Here is an 11512-nt window from a genome sequence, read left to right as displayed (position 1 = left end):
AGTGTGGGGTCTCCCCATGTGAAAGTAGGTCATCGCCAAGCGCCTAATATCTCTCGTAAGAGAGTCGATAAAGCCCTGACTTAACAGTCAGGGCTTTTTTCGTATTGGGGGAAAAACAACAATACCTAATGCTGATAATTTGAGTTATTAGCTGCAACATATCAGCGTGAGCGGTGAGTGTGGACGAATGCCCATGTGAAAGTAGGTCATCGCCAAGCGCCTAATATCTCTCGTAAGAGAGTCGTTAAAGCCCTGACTTAACAGTCAGGTTTTTTTCGTAGTTGGGGTAAAAGACAACAATTCCTGATGTTGATTGCTGAGTCATTAGCTGCTGAATATTATTACTTAAAGCAAGTGTGGGCAGTACCCATGTAAAAGCAGGGGTTATCTTTAGGGCTAACGGACTGAATAATGCTATGTCAGTGAACAATAGATCATAGTAAGGCTAGTCCACTAAGTCGCGCCAAGCAAAGTGTGTTTTGCCAAGGGTGCTACTGTGCAGAAGTTTTTACGTTGCTGAAGTTTATTGATGGCATATTTTCGATTAGCTGTTGTTGATCTCTGTCGTCTTTAGTATGTTATTAATGCGTCAAATATTTTATTAGCAATCAACGGTGTAGCCTTGTCAAAGCGACCTTTATTTTCACTATCATTCTTAGTGCCTTTTTTTATAAGCGCCCTGTTCTTTCTATTAGTCAGTGGGGAGTTTTACTATGAAAGAGAAGAGTTGCATTCTCAACTGGCGGCTAATGAATCTAAGCACATTGAGAAAGAATTGTATCGAATGACGCATGTCATTGAGTCAGCGTTAGCTAATCAAGACACTTCAAGAATTGAACAAGAGGTTTCTCTTACTGCTATAGATAGCAATATGATGGTTTATGTCATTTTAGATGCTTCTAGCCAAATTCGCTTCGCTAATCATGTCATATGGCGTGACAGTAATGCTACTAATGTTATTGATGGTTACATCAATGACATCCATCAACAAGCGGTAAGCAATAAACGCCCACTGATTCAAACCAATTTAGAGCGTGGCTCTATACAAGCATATTATCCTATCAATGCCTCAGATAAATATAGTTATTCTAGCGCGGTAGATGTGATTTATGTTGAGTACAATATCTCCTCATTGATGGCTGAGGCTGCAGACAGTCTCCAAAAACGCTTTATTTATATTTGGGCAATTGGTGGCATAATTGTGCTACTTTTTTGCTTAGGGTTATATTTGGTACTAATTAAGCCTATTAGTACTTTAACTAAAAATGCGCAAAATATTGTCAATGCTAAAGGGGGATCGACTAAGGTGACTACCTTTGTCGATGAGTTATATTGGCTCAATAAGTCATTAGTTCAAGTAGGGCTACATTTAGCTGAAAGCAATCAGCGACTGACTAATGCTGAGCAGCGTTGGTTATATTCTATTAATGCAGATCAACACGGTATTTGGGACTGGGATACTATATCCAATGGCGTCTTCTTATCAGATCACTGGAAAGAAATATTAGGTTATCAATCCGATGATATCGCTAGCTCCTATGAAGCCTGGGAAGCTTTGTTACATCCAGATGATAAAAAAGCAGTGGTAGCAGCACTTAATAATTATCTGCAAGGTAAAACTCGCAATTACGAAAGTGTTCATCGGATGCTAACTAAGGCGAATGATTACATTTGGGTGTTAGATAGAGGTCAAATTATCCAGTGGGATGAACTGGGTAAGCCAATAAGAGTCATAGGTTCGATAAACGATGTTTCTTCTGAACTTGAAAACCAACAGATTACTGTAGAAAGGCAAAGTCATGTTGGGGTGTCAGATATTATTGATCGGGAAGCGTTAGCTAACGAATTGTTTGACCTTCAAGCTTATGCGCGTAAAAGTAATCAACATTGCAGCTTGCTAGTCATTAATCTAAGCAACATTAAGTTAGTAAATGAAGCGTTAGGTGAGCAACTCACTGATCGATTACTTATGCAGATTTCAGCAAGGCTTGCTGGGAGTTTTTCAAATAGCTGTTTGTTAAGTCGTCTGGGAGATGATGAATTTGTTATTGCAGCAAAAAATTTAGGTAATAATTTAGAGCATGCCAATAAACGTGCGTTAGCGTTAGCAAGTGAAGTTCGCCAAGTGGTTGGCCGTAGTTTCAGCATATCTGGACAAGATGTTTCAGTTTTTACTCAAATTGGAATGGTGGTTTTTGATGGCCAAGAATCTTTAGAACCGAGTCAGTTACTTTCTCGTGCAGATAAAGCTTTATGCAAAGCTATTGAAAGTAAGACCAATAGCTGTGTGCTACATAGTTTACTGTTGGATGCTAGCCACAATGAACCCTTGAAATTACAACGGGACTTAAAGTTAGCGATTAAGGCTGGCCAGATATCCTTGGTTTATCAGCCTGTAGTAGATATACATGGCAATACCGAAAGTGTTGAAGTATTGATGCGTTGGCATCATCCTCAGTTAGGTTTTATTCGCCCGAAGCAATTTATTCCAGTTGCTGAGCTTTCTAACACGATTTTTGAACTTGAATTATGGATGTTAAGTCAGGTTTGCTTATTTATAAAGAGCTTACAAGCTGCGAATTTAAATTGCCCGTGCTTTTCAATTAATGTCTCTTCTAGGCATTTTCATCAAGATATGTTTGTCGATGTTATTCTTAACAAGATTGCAGAAAGAGGCGTTAATTTTAATTTAATCCAATTGGAGTTGTCGGAAGATATCTTTTCTATTAATCCTATCACTGCAAAAAATAAAATTTTAAAACTACAGCGGGCCGGTGTCAGAGTCGCTATCGATGATTTTGGATCAGGTTTATGTCCGTTACATCGCTTTAATGGTATTCATTTTGCTCAGGTTAAGCTGGCTACTGGCTATATTAATGATATTGTTAGTTCAAAAGAGGCGCGAAAGATATTCCGCTCACTTATTAATATGACCAAACAGTTAAATTATCCTGTCGTAGTAAAGCACATTGAAGATCGTCAGCAGTTGAGTTTACTGAGCGATCTTAATAGTAATTTGTTTCAAGGCTTTGTAATTAGTAGGCCGCTATCCCAACAAGACATTAAACACTTATTAGAATCAGAAATTAACCTGAGCGTGGTTTGGAAAGTACCATTTAGTTAGTTTAAGTTATAAGTTAACTGGACTTCCCAAACTTCAGACAGCCATCAGGGTTTCTAAAGTGTTAATGGCACTAATATCAATGGCGCTAGTATAATTGCTATTAATAGCTGCTAATTAGTATTGCTCAAGAAAAGCGAACATACTTGTCAGTGCTTGGTTACGTACCTCATCTACTTCCATAAATATCTCATGCCGACTGCTGTGTATCCTTTGTAGCTGGCATAAGTTATTTTCCGCTCTATCTTGGGCTGCATTATCCACAATGGTGTCTTCAGTCGCTTGCAAAATAAGAATGGGCTTGATACTCGTTGCGGCCACTTGGGTTGCGTTATCAGCTGCTGTTATAGCTTCTAATAGCCAGTTGTTTGTGGGCGAGCCTAACTGAATTTGTGGATTCTGCTCAAACAGCGCGATAGAGGCTTGATAACGATTTTGGCTATGGGTTAGCTCATTGTCAGCAAAGCTGGTTGCATTATAGTTTTTACCACCAATAACATAGTTGGGCTCTTTGTCTGCAGTATAAGTATTTAGCAGCTTGGCTAAAGAGCGAATAAAGCCTTTATTCATTGGCAAGTTGATGCCATACATGGGGGCTGAAAACACAGCAGCATTAAATGTGCTTGGGTATTGGCCCATATACAAAGTACCTATGGTTCCCCCCATTGAGTGGCCCACAAGATATAGAGCATCATGTGCTTGGGGCTGAACAATTTGCTTGATAAAAACATGAAAGTCATCGATATAAGTCTGAAATTTATCAATGTGACCCTGGTGATTATTTTTTTGACTGCGTGATGACAAGCCTTGACCGCGATGATCGAGAATATAAACGCTATAGCCTTGCTGATATATATTGAACATCAGCTCTTTATATTTTAAATAGCATTCAACCCTACCACTACTGATGACAATTGCTTTGTTGGTGGTTGGATTTCGAATAAAAGCATAGGCAATATCGGCATTGTCTTGACGTAGTTTGGCTTGCGTTACCGCTTGCCAAAATTGTTGCTGCTCATCATTATTAAGTTGTTGCTCTGACGAAAAAGACAAATCGATCACCTTAAGCTTTAAGAAATAGGACTAGGGTTTGGCTGGATGTAAACCTTGGCAGTGTAGCAAACAGTGATACTGATGGGGAAGGTGGTTATAGAGAGCTAAATGGCAATTTAGCTCTCTAATGAGTGTCTATTATTAGTTTGCTCGTTGCTGCTCGCTAATGAACTCGTCAACCATTTGTTCTAGGATCGCCATGGTAACTGAACCATTTTCTAGCAATGCATCATGAAATAAACGGATGTTAAAGTCTTCACCTAATGCAACTTCAGCTTTGTTACGTAAACGCTTTATGGTTAATTCACCAACTTTATATGACAGTGCTTGTCCTGGCCACGAAATATAACGGTCAATTTCGGTGGTGACATTGTGTAGTGATAATGCGGTGTTACTGGCCATAAACTCTATGGCCTGCTCACGGCTCCAGCCTTTTGCGTGCATACCAGTATCGACCACAAGACGTGCTGCCCGCCACATTTCATAGGTTAAGCGGCCAAAATTACTGTATGGGTCTCGGTAAAAGCCCGCTTCTAACCCTAGATACTCTGAGTACAATCCCCAACCTTCGCCAAATGCCGAGATATAACTCAAGCGTCTAAAGTCGGGTAAGTCTGTTAGCTCTTTATTTAGCGAGATCTGTAAATGATGCCCAGGTACTGCTTCATGCAAGGTTAATGCTTCCATTTCATATAGCGGACGTTTATCGAGGGCGTATGTATTGACCCAGTAGTAGCCTGGCTCATCATCACGGTTTGAGCCAGAGTAACGTCCCGTAGTGTATTTAGGGGCGATTTCAGCCGGTACTGGTTTAATGCCATAAGGGGTTCTAGGTAAGGTGGCGAAAAGTTTAGGCAAAGCAGCATCTGCTTTTTTAGCGATATAAGCAGCTTCTTTTAATAACTCTTCAGCTGTCTTTGGGTAAAACTGTGGATCTGTGCGTAAGAAATGCAGAAATTCAGCAAAGCTTCCTTCAAATTTTACCTCTTTGATGACTTGTTCCATTTCTGCTTTGATTCGGGCGACCTCTGATAAACCCAGTTGATGAACTTCATCGGTTGTCATGGCTAAGGTGGTGTAATAGGCCACGCGGTTTTGGTAAAAAGCCTCGCCATTAGGTAGCTCTTTTGCGGCAATCGCAATACGGGCATTAGGAATATATTCTTCAGTCATAAAATCGAAAAAATCTTGATACAGCGGTAGCACTTTTTGCTCAACAGTATCTCGACCTTGCTGGGTTAATTGCCGTTTTACAGACTCGCTAAAGTGATCGGGAAATTGAGTGAAGGGTTTGTAATAACCGCTGTCTTCAACAGGGACAATATAGGCACTAATACTTTGCTCAAAACCGGTTAAGGTTACTTTTGCTGGGGTAATACCACTGCTTAAGCCCTGTTTTAGCCAAAATGTTTGCTGGGCAAAATAAGTGGGTAAGGCATTAAGTTTTGCTAAATAATCTTGATAATCTTCAACGCTATTAAAGCGCCCATTAGCGATTGAGGCGATGTAAGCATGAAAACCACTTTCGGCCGTTATCGGTAAGTAATGATCTTTAAAGTTGTACATATCAACACTGTTTTGCAGTTGGTACGCTAATAACTGTGCATTAATTTTGTCGGTTTTTGACAGGGTGGCCGGATCAATTTGCTTTAATGATGCCAGTAGCTTTTTCTGACGTAGATTCTTTTGGGCTAAGGATTCTGGTGATAAATCAGCTAATTTATCGGCCTTTGACTTATCGCCTAATGAATAGGCCAATGTCGGCGAGTAATCCAAGTCTACTTGCCAAGCGTTATCAATAATTGATTTCAGGCTCATATTTTCTCCTACTGCCGCTGTAGCCGTTTCTTTTACCTGAGTTGGGGTTTCAGTTTTTTCGGGAACGCCTAAATAATATTGAGCTTTAGAACCTGAAGTCATTTTACAGCCAGATATGGCAAGCATGATTAATGCTGGCAGTATGAGCTTTCGCATGCGAAATTCCTTTAAACGTTGGTAAATAACAAATTTAGCTAACTAAGCCACAACATAGCAATTCAATCATATGCTCGCTAGTGAAATTCATCGACATAATTGTTACTGATTGCATAATTTAGTTGCTGCTAAGGTCGTTTTTTTGTCGATGCGTGTTAAACTTTGCTTGCTGGGTGTTCATAAAATAAAAAACACATTTAGCTCAAAAATTTAATAGGGGGCAAAAATGATCAATACATCCATTCCGCTGGTTGATTTGCATCGTCATTTAGATGGCAACGTGCGGGTCAAAACGATTTGGGAGCTTGGCCATCAGCATGGTATTCAACTGCCTGCTAACTCAATTGCAGAGTTGGCTCCCTTTGTTCAAATTCAAGGCAAAGAAAATAGTTTAGTGGCATTCCTGACTAAGCTGGATTGGATGGTGGGCGTATTAGCTGATCTAGATGCTGTAAAACGCGTAGCATATGAAAATGTTGAAGACGCGGCAGTATCAGGGCTTGATTACACTGAACTGCGTTTTAGCCCATATTACATGGCAATGAGTCATAACTTACCGATTGAAGGCGTGGTTGAGGCCGTTATTGATGGCGTCAAAGCTGGCATGAAAGATTATGATGTTAAGGTTAACTTAATCGGCATTTTGTCGCGCTCATTTGGACAAGAGAAATGCCGCTTAGAGCTTGATGGCTTGTTAGCGCATCGAGATAGCTTGGTGGCAATGGATCTAGCTGGCGATGAACTAGGTTTCCCTGGTGAGCTATTCAATGAACACTTTAAGCGAGTGAGAGATGCTGGCTTACAGATCACAGCCCACGCCGGTGAGGCGGCCGGTAGCGAGAGCATGTGGCAAGCAATTCAAGAGTTGGGTGCTACTCGAATTGGCCATGGTGTAAATGCTATCCACGACCCTAAGTTGATGGAATATTTAGTTAAGCACTCTATTGGAATCGAGTCATGCCCGACAAGTAATTTACATACTTCAACTGTGGCTGATTATGATGCTCATCCATTTACTCAGTTTCTGGATGCTGGAGTATTAATTGGTCTTAATACCGATGATCCTGGTGTGAGCGCGATTGATATCAAGCATGAATATCGTATCGCTAAGTCAGAACTGGGTTTAACTGATGCTCAGCTGATGCAAGTGCAACGTAATGGTGTTGAAATGGCCTTTTTATCAGGCAGTGAACGCAAGGCGCTATACGCGTCAAAGTTATAGTTAGCTCCTACCTGTTTAGCTGAAAATAAACATAAAAAAACCGCTGATAATCAGCGGTTTTTTATTGCGTGATAGTAAAAACTAAATCACTCGCGAGAACTGTTGCTGACGTGCTTTTTGACGATAGTAAACGTCAAAACACATACAGATATTGCGGATCAACAGACGACCGGTAGGGCTAATGGTAAGCTTACGGTCTGTGATATCAACTAATTTATCATCAATGAAGGTTTGTAGCAGTTTTAAATCTTCAACAAAGTACTCTTCAAAATTAATATCAAATTGCTGTTCAATTTTGGCTAAATCGAGGTCGAAGTGACAAATCATTTGTTTAATCACTACACGACGAATTTCATCGTCACGATTTAAGCTACAGCCTTTCCATAATGCGTGACCTTTTTCGTCAATCGACTCGTAGTATGGACGGATATCTTTTTGGTTTTGGGCATAACAATCGCCAATTTGGCTAATTGAAGACACACCTAAACCTAATAGGTCACATTCTTCCTGAGTGGTATAACCTTGGAAGTTACGATGAAGCTTACCGGCATTTTGAAGCTTTGAAAGCTCATCATCTGGCTTAGCGAAGTGATCCATACCAATGAACTGATAACCTGCACCGGTTAATGATTCAATGGTTTGATGCAACATATCTAGCTTTTGCTGTGGCGAAGCCATATCTTCATCTTTAATCTTACGCTGAGCGGCAAAACGAGATGGTAAGTGCGCATAGTTAAAGATAGACAAACGATCCGGTGATAACTCAATCACACGCTTAATGGTTTCTGCAAAGGTTTCAGGGGTTTGGTGCGGTAGACCGTAGATTAAATCTGCGTTGGTCGATACAAAGCCCATGTCTTTTGCTTTAGCCATTAAGTCAAAAATAAACTGCTCATCTTGTTCGCGGTTTACGGCAACTTGTACCTTTTTATTGAAATCTTGTACACCAATAGAAATACGGTTAAAGCCAGCTTCTTTTAATGTATCAAGCATGGTTAATTCGATTTCACGAGGGTCTACTTCAATAGAGAATTCGCCAACATCAGCAAAATTAAAATGACTTTTAATCAGCTTTGATAAGGTTAAGATTTGCTCTGGGTTTAAGAATGTAGGTGTACCGCCACCCCAATGCATTTGGGTCACAGTGTAATTTTTGAATAACGGGGCACGCTTAACAATTTCACTTGCAAGGTATTCAATGTACTGGTCAGCTTTATGTGCATGACGAGTAATGACTTTATTACATCCGCAGTAATAACAAAGCTTGGCACAAAATGGGATGTGGATGTATAAAGACAGTTTGTCACTTTTACTGGTTTCAATCGCTGAAAGTAGATTTTGCTCAGTAAAAGTATCGTCAAATTCTAAAGCCGTTGGATACGACGTATAGCGTGGACCACTGTAGTTATACTTTTCGATCATTGACTGATCCCAACTTATTTGTGTGGGCTGCTTCAAGGCGTGTCCTCCGAGTAAATTAGCAATGTACGAAGTATGCAAGTATCTTTAACAAATAACCTTGATCTACGTTGTAAATTTGAAATTTCTCATTAGCAATTAGGTGCATTTTTGCAGGAAAAGTTAGCATTTAGGTAGATTTGTGGCATAGCTCACAGCCTCAATATCCATGTTGAGGCTGTTATCTGTCTTATAACTAAGGGATTTGTTAAAAACTGTCGGTTATTAATGCATGAAATGAAACTGTTTCAACTTCTTAGCGTCTTCAAGCAAGCTTTGTTCTAACTTTGCTTCAGATTTCATTCTGGCTAAGTCCAATTTCATTCGCTGCTGTTTAGGTAAAGCGCTGCGTGCATCTTTTATGGGATGATCTTTAATACAGGCGTAATGCTCGAAGATATGCGGGAATTCAACGGCCATTTCTTCAGACATGGATAAGGTATCAAATAACTTAGCGATTCGCATTACCCCTTCAGAAGGCTCACAGCGCTCTTCTAACATGGCTGCTGCGATATACTTGATATCATCTAATACTTGTTGTTTTTTGGCTCTGGCTTCTATTGTGCGCTGCTTACTGGCTGCTAGTGATGCCTGTTGTTGTTTCTTGACTTGTAATAGCAAGTATCCGGCGTAAGAAGCTAAAAGTAATACAATGATGACAGCGACAACAATAACAATGCTAGACACAGTTTATCCTTAAAGTGATGTTAGGCTTGAATAAGGCTTAGTTTAGAATAAATAGAAAAATGGCATATCTGAAATAGATATGCCATTTAAAAGTAGTAATGATTAAGACTGGTAGTCTTTTAATACATCCGCGCCTGTTTCAAAGCGCTCATATAAATCATCATCTGAAGCGGCTTTTTTACTCGGAGCGGCTGGTGCTGGTAATTCTTCAGCATCCGAAATGCCTAATTTTTCCATCAGCGATTCAATTTTAGATAATTGGCTATCTAACCATTTCTGATCGTCAGCGGCTAAGTCTTTGCCTTCTTCTAGCAAATCAAGCAAGTCATTAAACCTTGGATCTTCTTCAAGCTTTAATAATTTTTGCTCGTCAGTCAGTTTAGGCTGTTTCACTTTTGCACTAGCAGCAACAGTTGCTTCTTTAGCTGGTGCAATCGATAACGCAACAGGCTTCTTGCTACCATGACGAGGGTCATTATTTTTTTGCGTTTTCACATGTGGTGATTCTTTTTCAATCAGGGCTTCGTTATGACGGCTACCTGATTTACGACCAGAATCATTCTTCTTGCCGCCGATGACTTTGCGCTCAGACTTTTTGACTCTTGGTGCTTGTTTAGGGCCATTTTCGCCGCCCTTGCGCGATTTTTTACTACGAGCCATTGGTGATCTCATTAGGTTGTAAAATTTGGCTAGACGGATTCATATCCACCTTGCACTAAATAAGGATGCGCTTTATATCAGACTTTGATGTTTTTTGCATCAATACGAGCTCTTTTGCTGCAAATAATAGCGTAAATTCGCTGTGTTGTGCCAAATACTCGAAAGTTTGTTGCTGATAAAAGCTAACGTGAGTGGGGTTATTCTTGAAATGCCATTTAGAAAAGTGATTTAAATCAGTCATTAAAGACGTACTTATTGCTAACCATCCACCAGGTTTTAGCAATTTTGACAGTAATTGCCATTCTTTACCTGGTTGCTGGAAATGCTCTAGTACCCGATAGCAGCAAATGAAATCGTATTGCTGATTGAAAAGTTGTTGATCGGCTTTAACAAATGGGTCGTACTGATAAAGGCGGTGACCCGCGTGTTCAATTTTGTCGAGGCTGGCTTTGTCTAGCACCCTGCCAAAATTGAGCCCTGTCAATGAACCACTTTGCTGGGCGCTTATCTGTGACAGCAAGGGTTTGATAAATTGAATTAGTTGCTTTTGCTTGCTGGCTTTATTGGCTCGGCCATAACGCTGTAATTGCGCTGCCGGCATAAGGTGGGATTGGGGGTTAGCGAAAACAAGGCCGCATTGATCGCAGCGGTAAAAGGCTCTTTTTTTATCTTGTAGAAAAAATTCAGCACGATAACGGCACAAGGGACATTTTATCATTGAAGTAAGCAGGCACCTGAACAAAAACAAAGATATATATCAATCAATAGCAGATTTAGGTTGATTATGAAAGTGATTACAAAAAGCGGAAATAAAAAAAGGTGGCAGTAAACTGCCACCTCGTAAAACAGTGCTTATCACACTATATTCTGATTCCAAGTATCCGTACTTGCTATGTGACTATCCCGGTCAGTATCCTTCTTGTTTTTAGCGCTTTCCATGCTTTTTTAGTTGTTATCGGTCTTCAATGACACTTTATTTAAATCCTGTTGCCGTCCTGACCACAGCTTCCGTAGATGGTCTTCAATGACACATCAATTTCCTAGTTGTCTTCAATGACATTAGTAAACAATCCATGTTTAAAGTACCGTCCAGTGATATCAAGCCTCCGCAAGTGCATCCTAAGCAATTAGCTTCCTTTGCCGCTACTTTAATCCTTAAAGTAGTGTCCTTATGGGGTTTTATCTCTGTTGCGTAAGGGAGTGCTATTTAAGCGTGTCGACCATTCGGTCTAATCCTTACAAATTCTATATGACCTGGACTTCAAGCTGAAATCACTACTCTTATTATTTTTAGTGAGTGGTCTTATTTATATTATTGTTATTGGTAAATATTATTC

Annotated in this window: 8 protein-coding genes; 2 read left to right on the top strand and 6 right to left on the bottom strand. The window is 40.0% G+C overall.

Features of this window, described 5'->3' with window-relative positions; genetic code table 11:
- Positions 1-727 precede the first annotated feature (727 nt).
- Complete coding sequence (locus BCU91_RS02885; protein WP_241904022.1) at positions 728-3124, top strand: EAL domain-containing protein; 2397 nt, start codon at positions 728-730, stop codon at positions 3122-3124.
- A gap of 114 nt (positions 3125-3238) precedes the next feature.
- Here BCU91_RS02885 and BCU91_RS02880 read toward each other — a convergent pair whose 3' ends face one another.
- Together BCU91_RS02880 and BCU91_RS02875 are read right to left on the bottom strand one after the other, a co-directional pair.
- Positions 3239-4183, bottom strand: a complete 945-nt coding sequence (locus BCU91_RS02880) for an alpha/beta fold hydrolase (protein WP_102436168.1) — start codon at positions 4181-4183, stop codon at positions 3239-3241.
- A gap of 132 nt (positions 4184-4315) precedes the next feature.
- Positions 4316-6148: a DUF885 domain-containing protein gene (locus BCU91_RS02875; protein ID WP_102530864.1), complete on the bottom strand. Its 1833-nt coding sequence runs from the start codon at positions 6146-6148 to the stop codon at positions 4316-4318.
- Positions 6149-6374: 226 nt separating this feature from the next.
- Here BCU91_RS02875 and add point away from each other — a divergent pair, with 226 nt between their 5' ends.
- Positions 6375-7370, top strand: a complete 996-nt coding sequence (gene add, locus BCU91_RS02870) for an adenosine deaminase (protein ID WP_102476005.1) — start codon at positions 6375-6377, stop codon at positions 7368-7370.
- A gap of 81 nt (positions 7371-7451) precedes the next feature.
- Here the strand turns inward: add and hemN are convergent, their stop codons facing one another.
- The 4 genes from hemN to BCU91_RS02850 form a co-directional block, all read right to left on the bottom strand.
- A complete protein-coding gene (hemN, locus tag BCU91_RS02865) occupies positions 7452-8828 on the bottom strand; it encodes an oxygen-independent coproporphyrinogen III oxidase (RefSeq protein ID WP_076542040.1) in 1377 nt (458 codons plus the stop codon).
- A 225-nt stretch (positions 8829-9053) separates the two neighbouring features.
- Positions 9054-9515 carry a DUF2489 domain-containing protein gene (locus BCU91_RS02860; protein WP_102530863.1) on the bottom strand — a complete coding sequence of 154 codons (462 nt, stop codon included), beginning with the start codon at positions 9513-9515 and terminating at the stop codon, positions 9054-9056.
- Positions 9516-9617: 102 nt separating this feature from the next.
- Positions 9618-10175 (bottom strand): Der GTPase-activating protein YihI, encoded by a 558-nt coding sequence (gene yihI / locus BCU91_RS02855; protein WP_076542043.1) that lies wholly within the window; start codon positions 10173-10175, stop codon positions 9618-9620.
- Positions 10176-10230: 55 nt separating this feature from the next.
- Positions 10231-10893: a methyltransferase domain-containing protein gene (locus BCU91_RS02850; protein ID WP_102436160.1), complete on the bottom strand. Its 663-nt coding sequence runs from the start codon at positions 10891-10893 to the stop codon at positions 10231-10233.
- Positions 10894-11512 lie beyond the last annotated feature (619 nt).

It is taken from the genome of Shewanella sp. 10N.286.52.B9, assembly GCF_002873635.1.
Taxonomy (GTDB): domain Bacteria; phylum Pseudomonadota; class Gammaproteobacteria; order Enterobacterales; family Shewanellaceae; genus Shewanella.
The sequence above is the reverse complement of the archived record's forward strand: the minus strand, read 5'-3'. Positions and strand labels throughout refer to the sequence as shown.